The following is a 21,120-nucleotide window of genomic DNA, read 5'->3' on the forward strand; positions in this document are numbered from 1 at the left end:
GTGCAGTTTCCTTGGAGGTTTTACTACATTCTATATAAATAAATTATATAGCCCTATTATGAGTGTCAAACCTTATTTAGATTATTAAGTCACCTCTTATTAGAATCAAACCTCATTTGATTTAAACCTAATACGATTCAAACCTATTTAGTCGGTGCCAAGCTTTCTTGCATACGTACGTAGGATAAACGACGTTCTTTGGCATCCTCTTCTGTTTTGGCAAAAAGTTCTTCCGCCACTTCAGGGAATGTCTGTTTAAGCGATGCATAACGCACTTCACCCATCAAGAAATCTCTAAAGTTTTCAGTCGGTTCTTTCGAATCGAGGCTGAACGGATTTTTATCAGTGCCGCGTAAAGCAGGGTTGTAGCGATACAAGTCCCAATAGCCGGCCGCTACGGCACGACGGGATTCTTCCTGCGTTGTGCCCATGCCGGATTTAATACCGTGGTTGATACATGGTGCATAGGCAATAATGAGGGATGGACCAGGATAAGCTTCCGCTTCCGTAATCGCTTTGAGAAGTTGATTCTTATCGGCGCCCATAGCCACCTGAGCCACATATACATAGCCGTAAGACATGGCAATCATGCCGAGGTCTTTTTTCTTCGTGCGCTTGCCGCTGGCCGCAAATTTAGCCACCGCTGCGGTATGCGTTGCTTTGGAGGATTGACCACCCGTATTGGAGTACACTTCCGTATCGAATACGAGAATATTTACATCATCGCCGGATGCGAGTACATGGTCGAGCCCGCCGAAGCCGATATCATAAGCCCAGCCGTCGCCGCCGAAGATCCATTGCGAACGTTTAGCAAGGTATTGTTTTTCTTCTAAAATCGCCGTCATAGCTTTAGTCGGCTGAGCCACTTTTTCAAGCAAAGCTACCAAACGTGCGGACCGTTCACGCGTTCCGGCCCCCTGTTCACGATGTTCATTCCAATCGCTAAGAGCGTCTTTTAATTCAGCCTGTTCAGCCGTGCATTCATCGATAGCGGTTGCTACATATTCACCGATTTGTTCACGAATCTTGGTGGTACCTACACGCATGCCGTAGCCGAATTCCGCATTATCTTCAAAGAGGGAGTTGGCCCAAGTAGGACCTTGGCCTGCCTGGTTAACGGTATAGGAAGATGTCGGCATGGAACCGCCCCAGATGGAGGAACAACCGGCCGCATTGGCAATCATCATGCGGTCACCGAAAAGTTGCGTAACAAGACGGGCATACGGTGTTTCACCGCAACCGGCACAGGCACCGGAGAATTCGAGAAGCGGTACTTCGAACTGACTGCCTTTCACCGTTTCTTTCTTCATCGGATTCGCTTTAGTCGGTAAGTTTACACCATAGTTCCAAGCATCAGCCAAGTGTAATTCGTCATCGATTGGACTCATGGTAATGGCTTTGCCCTTAGGAGCCGGACAAATCTGTACGCAGTTGCCGCAACCGAGGCAATCAAGCGGCGATACGGAGATGCGGAGCTGTAAGTCACCGGCACCCATGGCAGGAATTGTTTCAAAACCTGCCGGAGCAGCTGCCACTTCATCAGCCGTAGCCAATACAGGACGAATTGTTGCATGCGGACAAACGAAAGCACACTGGTTACATTGGATACAATTTTCTTTATGCCAATGCGGAACGAATAAGGCGACGCCGCGTTTTTCATAAGCAGCCGAACCGGCCGGTAAAGTACCGTCTTCGTAGCCCATGAAGGTGCTTACCGGTAAATCATAGCCTTTTTGGGCATTGATTGGACGGCAAATGTTTTGTACATATTCAGGAATTTCCTGAGTATCTTTTGTTTCAGCATCCACCGCATTCGCCCAGTCAGCCGGTACCGTAACCGGTACAATGGCGTTAACACCTTTATCTACGGCCATCATATTCATATCGATAACAGACTGACCTTTTTTACCGTAAGTGGCCACTATGGAATCTTTCAAATGTTGCACCGCTTCTTCAATCGGAATAATATTGGCCAATTTGAAGAACGCGGACTGACAAATCATGTTGATGCGCCCGCCGAGCCCGATGTCTTGGGCAATCTGCGCCGCATTGATGATATAGAATTTAAGATGTTTATTAGCAATAGTCCGCTTCATAGCAGCCGGTAATTTTTCAGAAAGTTCTTCCGGCGTCCAGGTGCAGTTCAACAAGAAGGTACCCCCTTCTTCGATGCCTTGTAAAATATCGTATTCGTTTACATAAGCCTGACGATGACAGGCTACAAACGTAGGACGTGTTACGAGATATGGTTTATTGATCGGCTTTTTACCAAAACGCAAATGCGACATGGTCACGCCGCCGGATTTTTTAGAATCATAATCGAAGTAAGCCTGCGCGTACATATCCGTGTTATCGCCGATGATCTTGATGGCCGTCTTATTGGCGCCAACCGTACCGTCGGAACCGAAGCCCCAGAACTTGCACGCCGTAATGTGAGAGGCATCAATCCATACATTATCGGGACGCGGCAAGGATAGACCGGTCACATCATCGACGATACCAAGCGTAAATTCAGCTTTTGGTTCAGCGGCAGCTAAATTATCGAAAGCGGCTACAATATCGGCCGGAATCACGTCGCGAGAACCAAGGCCGTAACGACCGCCCACAACGGTAATATCCAGTTTAGCGCGGGCAATGGCAGCCTGCACATCGAGGAATAAAGGTTCGCCCATGGAGCCCGGTTCTTTCGTACGATCAAGGACGGCAATGCGTTTAACCGTCTTAGGCAAGGCTTCGATGAAACGGTCCATAGCAAATGGTCTGAAAAGATGGACATTAACGGCACCGACTTTGCGACCTTGTTCGAGCAAGTATTCCACTGTTTCATTGGCTACCTGAGCACCCGCACCCATCACAACCACTACATCGGTAGCATCCGGTGCCCCTTCGTAGTTGAACAGATGATATTCACGGCCCGTCAATTTGCTGATTTCAGCCATGTATTCTTCTACGATACCCGGAATATCCAAATAGAACGGATTGGACGCTTCACGATGCGTGAAATACACATCAGGGTTTTCTGCCGTACCGCGCGTTACCGGTGCATCCGGCGTGAGAGCCCGTTTACGGAAGGCTTTTAATGCATCCCAGTCGAGAAGCGGTGCCAATTCATCATAATCGAGCACTTCAATTTTTTGAATTTCATGAGACGTTCTAAACCCGTCAAAGAAGTTGATGAACGGCATACGGCCTTTAATCGCCGATAAATGAGCTACCGCACTCAAATCCATAACTTCCTGTACGGACGATTCGGCGAGCATGGCGCAACCTGTAGCGCGGCAAGCCATAACGTCTTGGTGGTCGCCGAAAATCGACAAAGCATGCGTCGCCAAGGCACGCGAAGCCACCTGGAATACTGCCGGTAACAATTCACCGGCCACTTTATATAAATTAGGAATCATCAAGAGCAAGCCTTGTGCCGACGTGTAGGTAGTGGTCAGTGCCCCGGCCTGTAACGAACCGTGTACGGCGCCGGCTGCACCGGCTTCCGATTGCATTTCTACTACCTTAACAGTGTGTCCGAACACATTTTTACGCCCGTTAGCCGCCCATTCATCCACATGTTCCGGCATCGGTGATGACGGAGTAATCGGATAAATTGCGGCCACCTCGGTGAACCCGTAGGAAATGTGTGCAGCGGCTTGGTTGCCGTCCATAGTCTTCATTTTACGCATAGTAAAGCCTCCCGGTATATACTTATATAGTTGCGTCTGCATTTCTCATATGCAGTTGTCGCTGTTGGAAACTGATTTCACGCTAAACAAAAGCTCTCTCTTGATTCGGTCCTGCAATTTACTGCTAATTTACTGCTATTTACTTCTGGTACTGCTAATGTGCTGCTTACTTTAATTGTTACGCATGTACAGATGATGCTCAATGTTGAATTTTTTAGAAAAATGGCGAAATACTGAGCAAGATACCGGCTGCTATGATAAACATTAGACTCGGACTTCTGAAACGAGCCAGGAAGTCTAATTTATACACCAAATAAGTCGGTATAAAGCAACCGATAATCCCCATAATCGGGCCCATCCACGTTAAGAGACGAAGCACGGGAATATTCAGAATAATGGCGCCCCAAGCGACCAATACACCAAATACCAAGGTACCCCACGCAATCGCTTTGTGATTAATGCAATCTTCGTCATACACGCGTTTTAACAAATTAATGGCAATCCCCTGACACGATTCTTTGAATGCCAGGAATACGCCGAAGAAGGCTGTCATAATTGAGAAAATATTAAGCAATAAGCTTAAAATTCTCACCGTATCGCCGTCCATTTCACTCGCTGCAATAGCCAAGGCGGAAATATTTTGACTGGCCGCCATAACGGCTTGCTCATGACTCATGGCCAAATTAAAGGAAATGGCAAAGAAAAAGATGGTCACGAAAAGAACGCCGAACGATATATTCATGGCTCGCAAGGATTTGTGCCAAGCCACATCCACCGATTTATTGTGGGAACGATACGAAATTACCATCGGACTCAACGTCTGAATAAAAAGAATCGACGTGAGCGTCAACGGCAACATAGTAAACGCCTGATAGAGCGCATCCGACAAGCTCGGTAAAGCCGGAACATTCGCCAAATTCCAATGGCTTACCATGATGAGCCCCAACACGATAATGGCTAATAACTTAGTAAGTACCAGCCCGGTGGATACTTTGAAAAGAATCTTCTCCCCTTGGGCCGCAATGGCCACCAATAAACAAATAACACCTAACCCGTAGAACGGATTACTCGATAGAATCGTGTCCGTTACCTCAAATGAGTATAAGAAGGACGCGCTGTCATTGGTAATCGCCGTGGAATACACGAAGATACTGATGACAATCATAACGAAATAAATCGCTCCTAAGAAGATACCCCAGTTTTTACCCAAATAATGGGAAATAACGGACGGATAATCCGTACATTCCGGCGATACCGCCAAGGTATTGACGAATAAGCGCTGGAACAGATAAAGCGCCGGATACCCCACGGCCGCTGCCAACAAGTACACCCACACCCCTACAATACCGACTTGAACGGGTAAGAACACGATACCGGCGCCTATAGCCATACCGATACTCATGATAATCCAACCCCAGTCAGTACTGTCAAAACGGGTGGCTTCACGCCACTCAGCGTCGCTCATACCGGCTCTGGCCGCTTTGCTCATCCCTATAGCAACCGGTTCACCGACAGCCGTAAGCGTCGCCTCAACTTGAATTTCCTTGTTCATGAAAACCTCCTCTAATTATACATTATGACATATAAGTACAATTTCTCATAGTATATATTCTGATAAAGCATGACTTTTTTTGCATTCCCTGTTACAATAAAATGGTCATATAATTCAATTTATTTATCAACTCAGTAATATACCTTAACAAAAGTCTTATATACCTATAATCCCGTGTTTTATACCTGTTATAGTTAACTATGTATGAGGGAAGTACCGTTACGTCTAGCGGTACTTAATATAGGTTCAGCATAACATGTTAAAAATACACTGTGAAATACTTAATTAAGTGTTGTTACTATAGTTTAAAGCTATGTCACTTGGGAGGCGTCCTTATGACCTTACAACAATTGCGTTACTTAGTCGAGATCTCCAAATGCCAGTCCATTACACTGGCGGCCCAGCGTTTATTCATTGCGCAACCGAGCCTTTCTAAATCCATTAAAGACCTGGAGAAGGAGTTCGACATTACCATACTGGAACGCACGCGTCACGGTGTTTCCTTCACCGTTGAAGGCCTTGAGTTTTTAGACTACGCCCATCGCATTCTCGAGCAGGTCAACGGCCTTAACAACTACTTCAATCAGGACAGTATCAACAATCGGCTCACCCTTACCGTGTCGGCCCAACACTACATGTTCTCCATCGAAGCGCTCACGAATTTTGTAAAACGCTTGAAAAAAGTCTCCGATTATACCATCGTTTTTAACGAATGTCGCACATCTAAGGTTATCGACAACGTCCTCTTAGGGAAAAGCCAACTGGGTATTCTCTATCTGTCACGGAGCAACAATAAATTTATGAAACGTCTTTTTGCACAAAAAGGTATTGAGTTTACACCACTTCGTCAATTCCCGCCTTGCGTCTATATCGGTCATAATCATCCGTTAAAAAACGCCGGTGCCCTCACCGTAGAGGATCTGCAGGACTATCCGTATATTAAATACTATCAGGGCAATGACTCCTATCAGTATGCCGAAGAGGTGAGCGTCCGCGGTCTTCAAGAGAATCGCTCCCTCGTCGTATCCGACCGCTCCACTATTTTGCGCCTTTTAGCCTGCACCGATGCCTTTACTATCGGCTGCGGCTGCCTATTGCCGGACATTACCAAAGACCGTATCTTATCCATTCCGCTGGAAGGCGCCCTGGACCTTATCAATATTGGCTGGATAAAACTAAAAAGCACCAATATGACGCCGGCTATGACAGATTATGTGGAGCTCCTGGAAGATTCCATCGATTCCTTAAGCCATCCCGTTTTTGCACCGCTAAAAAATGAGGCCTAAATGATTCGCCCCTCGCCTAAGCAATAACAATAGCACAAATTTCTTATATCAAAGAGCCTTCGGCCCATGCCGGTGGCTCTATTTACTTCCCATAAATCAATTAATTTAGATATAGTTTTAATGCATGGTAAATACACTCCAGGCGGTATTATACAGTATGAAATATCCATGTTACACTGACCTCAAAATAAACGGTGTTCCCAATAACTTGTCCGTTTTAAAAAGACTTACTTTTAGGAGGTATATAACATGGAAGATTTAAAAAACAAGGGATTCTCTACTAAAGCAATTCACGGCGGCGCAGCGCCTAATACATTTGGAGCTTTAACAGCACCTATTTACCAAACTTCTACATTCGTTTTCGACTCTGCCGAACAGGGTGGTCGTCGCTTTGCCCTCGAAGAAGGAGGTTATATCTACTCTCGTTTAGGTAATCCGACCAACACGCAGTTGGAAGAAAAATTAGCTCTTTTAGAAGGGGCCGAAGCTTGTATGTCCACCGCATCCGGCATGGGCGCCATTTCCGCCACCTTGTGGACGGCGCTGAAAGCGGGCGATCATGTTATCGCGTGTGACACCTTGTACGGCTGCACCTTCGCCCTTCTCAACCACGGATTAACCCGCATGGGCGTCGAAGTTACCTTCGTTGATATGAGCGATGTGGACGCTGTGAAAAAAGCCTTCAAACCAAATACTAAAGTGGTGTATTTAGAAACGCCGGCGAACCCGACGCTTAAAATCGTAGACATCAAAACGATTGCCGAAATCAGCCATAAAGAGGCCGATTGCCTCGTTGTTGTGGACAACACCTTCTGCACACCTTACATCCAACAGCCATTATCCTTGGGTGCCGATGTAGTGGTTCACTCCGCTACCAAATACTTAAACGGTCACGGCGACGTAATTGCCGGTTTTGTATGCGGCTCTGCCGACTTCTTAACGCAAGTTCGTTTATACGGTATCAAAGACATGACCGGCGCCGTACTCAGCCCGTTTGATGCCTTCCTCGTAGCCCGCGGTCTTAAAACTTTGGCCATCCGCATGGAACGCCATTGTGCTAACGCCATGAAAGTGGCTCAATTCTTGGAAACCCATCCGGCCGTTAAATCCGTAAACTATCCGGGCTTACCAAGCTTCCCGCAATATGACTTAGCTAAACAGCAAATGGCCTTACCGGGCGGCATGGTATCCTTTGAATTAAAAGGCGGCGTCAAAGAAGGGGCTGTTGTTATGAACAGTGTTAAACTCTGCCGCTTAGCCGTTTCCCTTGGCGATGCGGAAACCCTCATCGAACATGCCGCATCCATGACACACTCCACCTACACAAAAGAAGAATTGGCCGCTGCCAATATCAGTGAAGGTCTCGTACGTTTATCCGTAGGCCTCGAAGATGCGGACGATATCATTGCCGATCTAGCCCAGGCTTTGGATCAAATCGCCAAATAGTTCAACATTGGCACAATCAGCAATTAAGATTAGCATCCTAACGTAATTACTTCAAATTAACAGCAGCACTTCACGCCTCCTTTTACACTTGCCATAAGGCCGGTACCGGCAAATTGTCGGCCTTAACGATGCGTGAATTTTGATACTCCTATCCGCTCATTATATTTAAAAACTAATAAACTTATTTCATTAGACACTATGTAGTGGATAGGAACTCTCAATTACTACAATGCCCTTGCCTGTAACCCTCGTGTTTTCAGGTAGGGGCATTATTAATTATTTTTTATAATAACATAATAAAAATATTTTCATCTATTTATATTTTCTATATCTATTATTACATATTACAACCGCCAAATTGTTTGACTTTTCACATCTAAAGTTTTAGTATATAAAAACAAGCTAGTCAAAATTTTAATAAGGAGGTACCTTGAGATGTTAGGCAACTTAGGTGAAAAAATAGAGGAAAAGGCAATGATTAGTTTCTTAAAACGATTCGATGCCAATCCTTTTAAAGTAAAATTTAAAGATAATGAATATATAATTGGCGAAGGGGAACCTCTTTTTACAGTAGATATGAAGGAACCCATTCCCGCAAACAAGCTCATGGCGAGTACATCCATCGCTCTCGGCGAAGCATACATGGACGGCAATCTAGAAATTGAAGGCGATTTATACTTCGCGTTGAACCATTTTCTCGGCCAGATGGATCAGTTTTCCACGGCCGGCGACGTACTCACCAAATTAACCCACAATCCGCTTACCAAGAAACACCAGGCGGAAGAAGTGCAGAGCCACTACGATATCGGCAACGATTTCTACTCCCTTTGGCTCGATGAAACCATGCAGTATTCTTGTGCTTACTTCGAAGATGAGAATACGACTCTTTACGAAGCACAGATGAATAAAATCCACCGCATTTTGGACAAACTGTATTTAAAAGAAGGCATGCGCCTCTTAGATATCGGTTGCGGCTGGGGCTATTTGCTTCTCGAAGCGGCTAAAAAATACAAAATCAAGGGCACCGGCATTACGCTCAGCCATGAACAGTATGAAAAATTCCAGGAACGCATTAAGGAAAATCACTTGGAAGATTACCTCCAAGTCAAACTCATGGACTACCGTGATTTACCGAAATCGGGCCTAGAATTCGACCGCGTTGTGAGCGTTGGCATGGTAGAACATGTAGGCCGTGAAAACTATCAGCTATTCAACGACTGTGTAGACTCCGTGCTCGTTGACGGCGGTGTTTTCCTCCTTCACTTCATCAGCGGTATGGATGAAAAACCTGGCGACGCTTGGATGAGCAAATACATCTTCCCGGGCGGCATGTTACCAAGCCTGCGTGAAATGATTTCCGATATGACGGACGATAAATTCCACATCTTAGACGTAGAAAACCTCCGCATGCACTACAATAAAACCTTGTTGGAATGGGACAAAAACTTCCGTGCCCAGCTCCCAACCATTCGCCAAAAATTCGACGAACGCTTCATTCGCATGTGGGATTTATACCTTAACGGCTGTGCCGCCGCTTTTGCGAACGGCATGATGGACTTACATCAGATTCTAGCTACCAAGGGCATCAACAATGATTTACCGATGACGCGTTGGTATTAATCAAAAATATGGTGGTTATTGCCTGAACTGCAACAAACCGCTTTAAACAATCCATAATTTGTTTGAGCTAAACATGACATAACAAAACCCCGATTCATCAACCGATGAGTCGGGGTTTATTTAATATATTATAGTTTCGTACTATACGTTTTAGCTGTAATCATAGCTGTGATATTAGTTATGGCGGTGATGTTAGCCGTGTAAGAAAGCTCTTATTTATGAGCCTCAATCATGCCCATAACTTCTTTATACGTCGGATCGTTGTCGAAGTCGAACTCTACTTTTTCACCGACCTGCCAACGAATCCAAACGGCATCGTCTTCCATGATTTCAACACTCAACGGTTTAAAGAGAATCGGCTGATCTTTGGTGATACCCGGTTTTGCCATAAAAAGTGTCTGTGTTGCTGTACTGCCGTCTGCAGCCGGCGCAATCACCTGGCTTATTTCGTCAACAAGACCGGCTTGGAGGAAACTCCAGTTAAGCACGGCACCGCCACCGAGCATCATTTTTTCAACATGGAGCACGTCCTTAATCTTTTCACAAGCAAGAGCTAAATCAACGGAATCCTTGCCGCAGATCAAATAGCTGATGCCTTTTTGACGAAGAAAATCTTTATAACTATTCGGCGTGGCTTCCGTTAAGATAGACACCACATGCGGCTTCATATCACCATCTTCCGCCGTGTTATCAGGCCATGCCAATTTACCCTTACTGTCGATGGCAATCATGAACTGCCCCAAAGAAGCGCCTTCAGCAATAAAGTCGCCAGCTGGAACCTCAGGCGCCGCTTCATTTACCGGTGGTGTTTCATAATACGTAAAATTATCATCAATCGTCGTACGGCCTAAAATAAGCGCTTGGTACTCATACTTCTGATGTTGCACTATGTCAAAGGAATCGCCTTCATCGACAGCATTGGGGCGCCAAAGGTATTTTCCCATAATTTTACCGTCTAAACTCGTTTCCATATGGCAAAAAATATAAGGTCTCGTCATCACACTGTATCCTTTCCTTTAAGGTATACCCTAAGCTCAAGCTTACGGTATAACATAATCTCAGCCTACAATAGGGCTCAATAGTCGGAAATTATAAGCTGGCTTTTAAAACAGCTACGACTTCATCACGTGACAATACTTTGTAGCCGCCTTTAAGAATGAAGGTGGCATCGGCAATGCCTTCAATCATGTCAGGCGTAACGCCAAGATCGGTTAAGTTCATAACCACACCGATTTCACGCATGTAATCGGCCATAGCATCTAAACCGGCCAAGGCAATTTCTTCATCCGTTTTACCGGTTCCATCTACATTCCACACATTCAAGGCATAGCGTTTAAACTTAGGCAAGCCGGCCTGCAAAATATGTTTGTAGTATGGAATGGAAACCGCCGCCAAGGTCATGCCATGAGTGGCATCGGTATACGCACCTACCGCCTGGCCAAGCATATGAACCATCCAGTCGCCCGGTTTACCCATATGAGTAAATGTGTTCAGTGCCCAAGTGGCCGTCCACATAATATTACTGCGTGCTTCATAGTCCTTAGGATTTTTTACGGCAATGCGCGCACTGTGAATCACGGAACGTAAAAGCCCTTCAATTACATAATCCGATGTATTATCATCTTCACCGGAGAAGTATTGTTCCAGTAGGTGAGACATGATGTCAAAGAATCCCGCTACCATCTGATACGTAGGCAATGTATAGGTGTAAGTAGGATCTAAGATAGAGAATTTAGGGAATACATTAGCACCGAATACATGGCCGACTTTTAATTTTTTAGCGGGGTTCGTAATAACAGAGCCACCGTTCATTTCAGAACCTGTGCCTACCATTGTTAAAACAGTACCTACCGGTACGATTTCACAATCCACATCCTCCATGCGTTCAAAATATTTTTCCCATGGGTCTTCCTTACAATTAATCGATACCGACACAGCTTTCGCATAGTCAATAACGGAACCGCCGCCGACAGCCAAGATAAAATCTACATTGCCTGCTTTAGCCCGTTCGATGCCTTCATATAATTTATCTACCGTAGGATTAGACATAACACCGGCATCTTCGGTAATCGTCTTGCCGTTGGCTTTTAAAATTTCAACCACTTGATCATATAGTCCTGATTTTTTAATGGAGCCGCCACCATATACAAGAAGAACATTCTTACCAAACTTCGGCAGTTCCTGCTGCAATGATTCCAATGCATTTTGACCAAAATGAATTCGCGTCGGATTTTCAAAAGTAAATGTACCTAACATAACGTATCCTTTCCTTTCTTTACACAACTATTCAATACTGTAACCACGAATAATTCTGCCTTGGATTGCCAACTGATATTACGCCGGTCCATGAGCAAACAAAAGAAAATATAAAGTATTACACGGCCAAATAGCTTCTATATACATGCTAGCTATCAATGCCTATACTTTTATTTTAACCCTTGAAGTTGACTTTAAGTCAAGCAATAAAAAAACTCCGCCGTAAAATTACGACAGAGTTTTATTAAATTAACTTACAGCCACGCCCACAACGCTGCCACCACAAGGGTCGGCAACATATTAGCAATCCGAAAATGCTTACCCGTAAGTAAGCTCACACCGATTAAGAAAATCATAATCGAGCCGGTCAGCGATATATTACTGAGTGCCTGATTCGTCAGCCATGGGGAAATAAAAATAGCCAATAGGGTAACCAACCCTTGCACTATGCCCACGGGAATGGCGGAGTAGATACAGCCCTTGCCCAAAGTGGTGGTCATAATCATAACGACAATGCCGTCCATCATAGCCTTAGCAATCAAAATTGACGGATCGCCCGTGGCATCCTTAATAGAGCCGATAATCGCCATAGCACCAATACAGACGGTAAAAGATGCTGTTAAAAAAGCTTGGGTAAAACCGCCTTCCCCTTCGTTCTTAGTTCTCACACGGAGCCAGGCGCCAAAATCCTCTAATTTTTTATCCAAATCAATAAATTCCCCGATGACAGTACCGATAATAAAGGTTACTACCAGCATCATCAAGTTGGTAAGAGCGAATTTTTGACCGTCAAAGACGAGTGACTCTTGAACGGCTCCGGCAATACCGATAAAAATAATGCAAGCACTCATGGCCACCATCAACGTGTCCAATAGCTGTTGTTTCAAATAATTGCGTGCTGTTAATCCGATGAGTCCCCCAACTACGATGATTAACATATTAATTAAAGTACCTATCCCAGGCATACAATCCCTTCTTTCATAAGTCTCTCAAAAAGCTGATAATCTGATTATAACATATAATAAGGGCTGTAAAATTCTATATTTTAAAAGGCTTCACGGACACGCCGCAAAGCCTTTTAAGGGAAGGTATCATACTATTGTCATGCCGAAGCATTATTATGCTTTACGGATCTGTTTAATCACGCAAGCCTTACATACTATTTATGTTGTAATAACCCTTTAGCTTTCAAGTAGGCCACCGCCACTTCGTTAGCCGTCTTGCCGTCCACGTCTACTTCGTAGTTCATTTTAAGCATTTCATCCGTCGTAATCATACCGGCCAGCTTATTTAAAACAGGTGCCAATTCAGGGTATTTTTTTAGCGTATCGGCCCGTAATAACGGTGCCCCCTGATATGGTGGGAAAAGACCGCGGTCATCTTCAAGCATTACCAAATCGTGCGTGATAATCTCAGGGTCCGTGGAGAACACATCGATGACATCCACATTGCCCTGGTCAATGGCTTCATAGCGAAGACTCGGCTCCATGGTCACCACGTGGAAGTTAAGCCCGTAGAGGGACTGCAAGCCCTTGTTACCGTCGGAGCGGTCATTAAACTCTAAGGAGAAACCGGCTGTAGCCGTATTTACGACTTTTTGCAAATCGGAAATCGTTTTAAGCCCATGCGCTTCCGCGTAAGAACGTTTTACCGCCAAAGCGTAGGTATTCTGGTATGCCATTGGTTCCAACAATACCAAATTATCTTGTTTTAAAATCCCCTCTTTAGCCGCTTCATACACCGTCTTCGGATTATTCCCGATATTCGTCAGCGGTGGTTGTAACAAGGCGGATGTTACCGTACCGGTAAACTCAGGATACATATCGATGGAGCCTTTTTTAAGTGCTTCATACAAGAAGCTCTTCTTACCGAAGCTTGGCTTAACAACAACTTTAATATCCGTCTGATCTTCAATCAGTTCCTTATACATATTAATCAAAATTTCCGGCTCCGAGCCCAGCTTGCCGGCCGCTATCAGCGTCGGGTGACCGCCGATGCTGCCAACACCGCCAAGGCCGCCCACATTAATCGTAGAGAAGACCAATAATACTAAGGCAGCCAGGAAGGAAGACCCGATAACTTTTAAAGATTTTGTTTCTAAAAACTTAATAATCACGCTGAACAATACGGCCAGCAGTGCCGCCGAAATTGCCCCGATAAGAATCAAATCGGAGTTATTGCGGTCAATCCCGAGTAAGATGAAGGCTCCGAGACCGCCGGCCCCGATTAAAGCACCCAACGTAGCCGTACCGATTAACATAACCGACGACGTACGAATCCCACCGATAATGGACGGCATGGCGAGTACCAGTTCAAACTTTTTGAGCTTTTCCCAGCGATTCATACCGAAAGCATCAGCCGCCTCCTGAAGGAGTGGATCGATACTCTGCAAGCCGGTAATCGTGTTTTGCAAAATTGGGAACAAACCGTAAATAACGAGCGCTACGATGGCCGGTACCTTGCCGATGCCAAGGAGCGGAATAAAGAGGCCCAATAAGGCCAACGACGGAATCGTCTGTAAAATGCCGGCCACCTGCAAGGTGATTTCCGATGCTTTTTTGTATTTTACAACGAAGATAGCAAACGGTACAGATAATAAGATGGCAATAAACAGAGCAATCATGGAGATTTGCACATGTTCTACCAACAATTGTACCCATTCACCCTGTCGTTCAATGAATGTACTATATAATGTGTCCATGATTTACCCCTCGTAGAAAAAACGCTTAACCACTTCGTGCGCCGGCTGCTCTTTAATCACTTGCGGCGTATCGAGCTGCACAATTTCGCCCTTACTCATGACGCAAATACGCGTGCCCAACTTCACCGCTTCCGCCATGTCATGAGTTACAAATACAATCGTCATTTTAAACGTATCATGGAGTCGTTTAATGAGCTCCTGTAACTGATTGCGGCTAATCGGGTCGAGGGCGCTGAACGGTTCGTCCATGAGGAGAATCGAAGGCCGTGTTACGATGGCTCGCAGAATCCCCACACGTTGCTGTTCACCGCCGGAGAGCTCATGCGGATAGCGATTCATATATTGGTCCGGCGGCAAACCTACCATTTCCAAATAGGAATGAATTGTTTTAACCCGTTCTTCTTTAGGCCAACCCTTCATTTCCGGAATGATTTCGATGTTTTCACACACCGTTAAATTCGGAAATAAAGCACCGGCCTGTAATACATAACCGATGTTTAAGCGCAGTTCTCTCAGCTCTGACTGCTGTACATCAACACCATTAATCAAAACCGTGCCTTCCGTTGGTGTCAAAAGACGGTTAATCATCTTGAGTGTCGTCGTTTTACCGCTACCGCTCGTGCCAACGAGGACAAAAAATTCACCGCACTCAATGGTCATGTTGATATTACGGAGTGCCGCTTTCTCTTTATACAACTTACTTACATTCTTAAATTCAATCATTGTTTCACCTGCCGTTCCCGTAATTCATCAATGTTCTTGGCCAATGCCGTAGTAAACTTTTCACCGGCCCGGAGTAAGACATCCTGCTCCTCGGCCGTTAATTCCTTCATAGCCGCATTTTCCGCTGCTTCCAGTGCATCCAATATAGATGATGCATAGCTACGGCCGTCTTCGGTCAATTTAATCACTTTTGTCCGTTTATCTTCAGGATTTTCTTCAAAAAAGATATAGCCCTTGTCCTTGAAGTTCTTAATGGTCGCATTGACGACCTGTTTCGTGGAGTACGTCTTGCGCGTAATGCGTTGCTGCGTAATCCCCTCGGGATTATAGTAAATCCACATCAGAATCGTCAGCGCCTTGCTCTGCATGCCGTTCTTACGAGCATAATTTTCAAAAATCGACATCTGGTTGTCGCGAATTCTGGAATATTCTTTTGTTGCCGGTAAAATATCAGTCATTCACTACCACCACCTTCATATAATCCCTCTTTTCAGTCAAAACTTTTTACAATTTAATTATATATCTAAAAACCTCTATAAGTCAAATAATTTGACCTATAGAGGTTTATCAATGAATTAATTAAGCCATAAAACAAAAGGACTGAACACAGAATAAAAGAAGGCCGTTAAAGAAAAAAGACGTACATCTCGTCAGAGCCCGGGTTGCTTTGACAATGATGTACGTCCTTTTAAGTGAGTTTTTGATAAAAGTGTTTTAAAATGAATTTTTGGTTTTTGGGTGCTGTGATTGAGGGGAACTAACCTCACAATCGGTTACAGTACATGCATTATGAAATCTCTTAGCGATTGATTTGGCTTAAAATTTCCTGCATCTGTTTTTCTAACGCTTCGATACGTTTAGTTTTAGCTTCATTATCCGCTTTGATAGCTTCATTGTCGGCTTTAACTGCACTGATTTCCGCTTGCTGGCTAGAGATTACGGAGACTAAATCAGTTTTGGAGTAGTTAGAGTATTCACTACCCTTACCGAATTTAATGCTCACACCGGCGTTAAACATGTTTTCACCGCCGCCCATGCTGGTGCCTACGGAGAATAACAAATCATTCGTCGGACGATAGAATGCACCGATAGCTACTGCATTGGCCGATTTGTAGTTGCCATACCCGGCCGCAAAATCCCACTTAGCAGTCGGATCATAATCTTGCGGATGTAAAGCAGCTAATGCGGCGGCACCGGCACCGACACGATTAATTCGATTATCCAATTTATTAACTTGGCTGTTTAAGCTGGTTACGTTATTGGTAATGTTGCTTACTTCGTTGGAAATAGAAGTGATATTATTGGTGTTCTGGGTAATTTGAGTTGTATTGGCCGCTACTTGGCTATCCAAAGCAGTCAAGTTTTCTCCTGCAGATTTAGATTGTTTAACGTAAGTACCATCTTTGGCTACACGGGTTTCGTTGTAGACAGTACCGCCATTAACAACACCTTTATTATCTGCGGCTACCTTACCATCAGTGTTAACTTTGAGTTGGTATTTCACGCCATTAAATTCATTTACGCCTTCAGCTTTTTCAATCGTAATGGTATTGTCACCATCAAAGTTACCTACACTATTACGAGTATTAATAGAATTGGCTAAATCAGATATTTCTACATTGCCTGTAATAAAGTCATTACCATCCGAATCTTTAATAGCTAAGGATAATTTATTGTCTTCATAACTCAAAGCATTGTTACTTGCTTGTAAGCCTGTACCAGCTGCGTCTACAGCTGCTTTAAGTTGAGCCACGTTAACAGCATCAGTATCATTAGTACCTGCTGCTACATTAGTAATTTGACGAGTTATCCCGGCTTCACTGTCGCCAACGGAAACAGCTGCAGCATTGGACTTCCACGCAGAAGTAATCTGATTCTTTTCTGATACAGCGGCTGTGTAAGCTTTATTAGCGTCATTCATCGCAGTCTCAGCTTTATCCATATCTAACTTAGCAGACTCTTGAGCAGCTTTAAGAGATGGAATTTCAGCTCTAATATTTGCCGCTTCATCTGATGTTGGATCAAGATTATTAAGTCGTTGAACTTTTTGGGTTAAAGCAAGACTCTTTTCTACATACTCAGAGGACTTACTTTCATATTCAGTTTTTGCTACTGTATAGTCACCTTCTAATCCGGCCAAACTATTATTCAATTCACTTAATCGCTCACTCTTGCCAACAAAATCAGCAATAACTGCTTCATTTACAAAATTACTACCTGTTATTGGATTATACCCATAAACACCTTTATCAATAGATGCAATGGACTGACTACCAAGAGCCACGCCGCCATCTACCTGTACATCGGTATTGTAACCAAGCATAACGGCATTATTAACATTTTCCGTATGGGCCTTCACCGGAGTCTTTACTTCTACTACATAAGGCACTGTTTCTCCCACCCATTCTGTGCCAGTCCTCGGATCTAAAGCACGGGGTATAAAAGTTCTATCTTCAAAAGTATTTTTAGTTTCCATAAATCCAAGAATAACGTTGTTATCGCCACCGGATAACTTATGATAATCACCAATCACAATATCCGTCGTTGCATCACTTAGAGTATTGCCAGTTCCCATAACAGAAACATTATTTACATTAGTCCCTCTATTTTGATACCCTGAAATCGTATTATAAGTACTAGGTGCCGATTCTTTACCATTCAAAGTATTTGCTGTCCCAATAATCGAAGATAGTTTTGCATAATCTAATTTATTACTATTTCCCAGAGTCGAAACAGAACCTCCATTAAGTAGCGCAAAATCCCCCATTAAATCAGAAAGTCGATCCGTATATCCTACCGCATATTGACTGTTAAACATTATATCTGAAAAACGTGCATTACCAAAAAATCCATCTAACCCTTCACTACGATTACCTGTAGAATGTTTTACTTGGTTACCGGCTCCTAAAATCATTGAGTTTGTCGACATCTCGGCTTTATTCAAAGTACCAACAATCGTATTTGTCGCTGTACTGCTTATATCATAAGGGGAACGACCTATCACTTTATTGTCAACCCCATATATTGTCGAAAAATAAGTTCCTGCTTCGCCAATGGAATTATGTCCGGTAATTGTTCCCTCATAACCTAAAGACTTTGCGCCATAGCCAACTACAGTACCAAAATTAATAGTTTGAGCATGATATCCAATGACGACCGCTCTATCCGTAATCTGTCGGTCTGTCTTTTCAGAAGGATCCAAGGAGCCAATCACAACAGAGTCACGAATACTGCTAATATCATGATTATCACCAATAAGAATACCTGAGTCTGGACTAGTCGAAGTATTATTGTTACCAATAACAGTTAACGAATTCCACTTATTAGGCCAAGGTCCCCTACCACCAATAATATTGCCACTACCAATCGTTAAATCTGTAACATTAGCAAGAGCTTCATTATTCGTTCTATTTCTAATTTTATTATTATCACCTATTACTGTCTGACTCTTACTTTTGTCTACAATATTCCCATCGCCAATAACTTCAGCATCATTGCTTGTTGTAACTTTATTCCCGGTTCCCACTATACGGGCGGTCGTGTCATCGGTTACGGTATTAGTCGTACCTGTAGCCGTACTACTATCTACAACGATATTATCCGCCGCAAAAACTTGTCCCCCTAACAACAAACTTAATAAAACTGCACTCCCCAAAGATGCCTTCACTACGCGATGACCATTTTTCTTGATTTTCATACCCAATACTCCTCTCAAAATACGTCCACTAACTAACGTTTTGAAAACAGTGAATTGATTATTACCTATACCAATCAATTCATCACGACTTCATTTATATCTAAATACTATCATATTTGTACCCCCCCCCACAAGACATATAGCCATTATTTTATCACTGTTTCTCATAAAACATAAACCAGTGAATAAAAATTATTTTTCAAACTATCACATTATAATTTCATTCATTTTATATTTTTCTCAATATTAATCGAATAAAACACAAAAAGACCATAGCGTAATAACGCTATGGTCTTATCATAAATTTTATCAATAAATAAACAATCTAATATTTAGTTTATCCTTTAATTGCCTTGGTTTGAGCAATCATTTCACGAGCCACTTCCATGGCGTCGCCTACGATACCGTAGTCGCACACTTTGAAAATAGCTGCTTCCGGATCGTTATTAATAGCTACAATCATATCGGAGCCCGTAATGCCGGCCGTATGCTGAATAGCACCGGAGATACCGAAGGCCAAGTACAATTTAGGCGCTACCGTTTTACCGGTTTGGCCAACCTGACGGCTCAACGGATACCAGCCTTTTTCAACAATCGGACGGGTTACACCGAGTACGCCGCCGAGGGCATCAGCCAATTCTTCCAAGATTTTGAAGTTTTCAGGAGAACCCATACCGCGACCACCGGCCACAATAATTTCCGCTTCTTCGATGTTAACATCGTTCATGTCTACCTTAATCATTTCGACGAAACGATTGCGAATGTCTGCATCAGTGAGCTGAACATCAACTTGGTTGATATGACCTTGACGACCTTCCTGGCGTTCCGGCATTTTGAACACGTTCGGACGAACGGAGCCCATTTGCGGGCGATGTTCCGGACAGATGATTTCCGCTAAAATATTACCGCCCAACGCCGGACGAGTCCATTCTACAAGGCCGTCGGATGTACTTACGGATAGAATCGTACAGTCCGCTACAACGCCGTTTTTCATACGACCGGAGATACGCGGTGCCAAATCGCGACCGTCGTTAGTAGCACCGATGAGGATAACATTCGGTTTATTTTGAGCAAAGAAATCGGTAATAACTTTTGTGTAGCCGTCCGTCGTATAGCGAGCCAATAAAGGATGTTCAAATACATGAACGTAATCGCTGCCATACTCGATAAGGCTTTGTGCTTCGCCGGCCACTTTGGCGCCGAGAAGCAATGTATGTACATCTTCTTGCAACTGATCCGCTATGAGGCGGGCCTGACCAATTAATTCGTATGTGACTTTGCGCACCTGACCGTCAAAACAGTCAGCAATGACATAGACACCTTTGTATTCTTCAAACACCGTAATTCCTCCTTAGCTATCAGATAAGTTCTTTTTGTTTTAACACATCCATAACCGTGGCCACGGATTCCGAAACAGCACCGGTCAACATGGTACCGGCGGAGCGCATAGGTGGGCTGTATACTTTACGTACACGGGTTGGCGAACCTTGAAGGCCTAAACGCTTAGGATCCGTCGTCATGTCTTTAACGGTAATCGTCTTAACTTCGTACTGGGTAGCACGAATGGAATTATGGAGGGTCGGATAGCGTGGTTCATTGAGGGATTTAACGGCCGTTAGGAGCATCGGCATTGGCGTATCCAATACTTCAAAGCCTTCTTCATGTTCACGCTGGGTCCGTACAATATTATCGTTCACTTCGATACCGCACACATAGGTAACCTGAGGAATGCCGAGTTCTTCCGCAATTTGCGGACCTACTTGCGCCGTATCACCGTCAATGGCCTGTTTACCGCAGAAAATCATATCGAACGGTTTGCCCTGGTCTTCCTGCACTTTGGAGATGGCACAGGCGATAGTGTAACTGGTAGCCAAGGTATCGGCACCGGCAAAAGCACGGTCGGTAATGAGGTACGCATCATCGGCACCCATGGAGATACATTCTTTTAACGCCACGGACGCTTGCGGCGGTCCCATGGTAATGACGGAAACGCGTGTTCCCGGATATTTATCTTTAACGGCCAAAGCCGCTTCGAGCGCATTCATGTCAAACGGATTGACAATACTTGGCAGGCCGGTACGAATTAAAGTGTTCGTTTCCGGATCGAGCTTGATTTCAGACGTATCCGGCACTTGCTTGATACATACGAGTAATTCCATAGTCAG

At 44.2% G+C, this 21,120-nt stretch carries 14 protein-coding genes; 3 read left to right on the forward strand and 11 right to left on the reverse strand.

Features of this window, described 5'->3' with window-relative positions; translation table 11 throughout:
• Positions 1 to 143 precede the first annotated feature (143 nt).
• Positions 144 to 3,674, reverse strand: a complete 3,531-nt coding sequence (gene nifJ / locus EO124_RS01560; RefSeq protein ID WP_127058039.1) for a pyruvate:ferredoxin (flavodoxin) oxidoreductase — start codon at positions 3,672 to 3,674, stop codon at positions 144 to 146.
• Positions 3,675 to 3,888: 214 nt separating this feature from the next.
• Positions 3,889 to 5,139: an SLC5/6 family protein gene (locus EO124_RS01565; RefSeq protein ID WP_127058069.1), complete on the reverse strand. Its 1,251-nt coding sequence runs from the start codon at positions 5,137 to 5,139 to the stop codon at positions 3,889 to 3,891.
• Between the two features lie 422 nt (positions 5,140 to 5,561).
• Between EO124_RS01565 and EO124_RS01570 the strand changes: the two genes are divergently transcribed.
• From EO124_RS01570 to EO124_RS01580, 3 genes are all read left to right on the forward strand, one after another.
• Positions 5,562 to 6,512, forward strand: coding sequence for a LysR family transcriptional regulator (locus EO124_RS01570; protein WP_127058040.1), 951 nt, complete (start codon positions 5,562 to 5,564; stop codon positions 6,510 to 6,512).
• Positions 6,513 to 6,761: 249 nt separating this feature from the next.
• Positions 6,762 to 7,958 carry a methionine gamma-lyase gene (megL, locus tag EO124_RS01575; RefSeq protein ID WP_127058041.1) on the forward strand — a complete coding sequence of 399 codons (1,197 nt, stop codon included), beginning with the start codon at positions 6,762 to 6,764 and terminating at the stop codon, positions 7,956 to 7,958.
• 435 nt (positions 7,959 to 8,393) lie between these two features.
• Complete coding sequence (locus EO124_RS01580; protein ID WP_127058042.1) at positions 8,394 to 9,578, forward strand: SAM-dependent methyltransferase; 1,185 nt, start codon at positions 8,394 to 8,396, stop codon at positions 9,576 to 9,578.
• A gap of 212 nt (positions 9,579 to 9,790) precedes the next feature.
• Here EO124_RS01580 and EO124_RS01585 read toward each other — a convergent pair whose 3' ends face one another.
• From EO124_RS01585 to EO124_RS01625, 9 genes are all read right to left on the reverse strand, one after another.
• On the reverse strand, positions 9,791 to 10,576 hold the full coding sequence (locus tag EO124_RS01585; protein ID WP_127058043.1) for a RibD family protein: 786 nt from the start codon (positions 10,574 to 10,576) through the stop codon (positions 9,791 to 9,793).
• Positions 10,577 to 10,667: 91 nt separating this feature from the next.
• Positions 10,668 to 11,834, reverse strand: coding sequence for an iron-containing alcohol dehydrogenase (locus EO124_RS01590; protein ID WP_127058044.1), 1,167 nt, complete (start codon positions 11,832 to 11,834; stop codon positions 10,668 to 10,670).
• 254 nt (positions 11,835 to 12,088) lie between these two features.
• Positions 12,089 to 12,799, reverse strand: a complete 711-nt coding sequence (locus EO124_RS01595; RefSeq protein ID WP_127058045.1) for a DUF554 domain-containing protein — start codon at positions 12,797 to 12,799, stop codon at positions 12,089 to 12,091.
• Positions 12,800 to 12,993: 194 nt separating this feature from the next.
• Positions 12,994 to 14,535, reverse strand: coding sequence for an ABC transporter permease/substrate-binding protein (locus EO124_RS01600; RefSeq protein WP_127058046.1), 1,542 nt, complete (start codon positions 14,533 to 14,535; stop codon positions 12,994 to 12,996).
• A gap of 3 nt (positions 14,536 to 14,538) precedes the next feature.
• Positions 14,539 to 15,258: an ABC transporter ATP-binding protein gene (locus tag EO124_RS01605; protein ID WP_127058047.1), complete on the reverse strand. Its 720-nt coding sequence runs from the start codon at positions 15,256 to 15,258 to the stop codon at positions 14,539 to 14,541.
• Entirely contained in the window at positions 15,255 to 15,716 is a 462-nt protein-coding gene (locus EO124_RS01610) for a MarR family winged helix-turn-helix transcriptional regulator (RefSeq protein ID WP_127058048.1), read from the reverse strand. Before EO124_RS01610 ends, EO124_RS01605 begins: the two co-directional genes overlap by 4 nt.
• Before the next feature lie 341 nt (positions 15,717 to 16,057).
• Entirely contained in the window at positions 16,058 to 18,955 is a 2,898-nt protein-coding gene (locus EO124_RS01615; protein WP_127058049.1) for a YadA-like family protein, read from the reverse strand.
• A 337-nt stretch (positions 18,956 to 19,292) separates the two neighbouring features.
• A complete protein-coding gene (locus EO124_RS01620; RefSeq protein ID WP_127058050.1) occupies positions 19,293 to 20,300 on the reverse strand; it encodes an electron transfer flavoprotein subunit alpha/FixB family protein in 1,008 nt (335 codons plus the stop codon).
• Positions 20,301 to 20,313: 13 nt separating this feature from the next.
• Positions 20,314 to 21,114, reverse strand: a complete 801-nt coding sequence (locus EO124_RS01625) for an electron transfer flavoprotein subunit beta/FixA family protein (RefSeq protein ID WP_127058051.1) — start codon at positions 21,112 to 21,114, stop codon at positions 20,314 to 20,316.
• Positions 21,115 to 21,120 lie beyond the last annotated feature (6 nt).

This window comes from Veillonella ratti, assembly GCF_003992115.1.
GTDB classification, from domain to species: Bacteria; Bacillota; Negativicutes; order Veillonellales; family Veillonellaceae; genus Veillonella_A; species Veillonella_A ratti.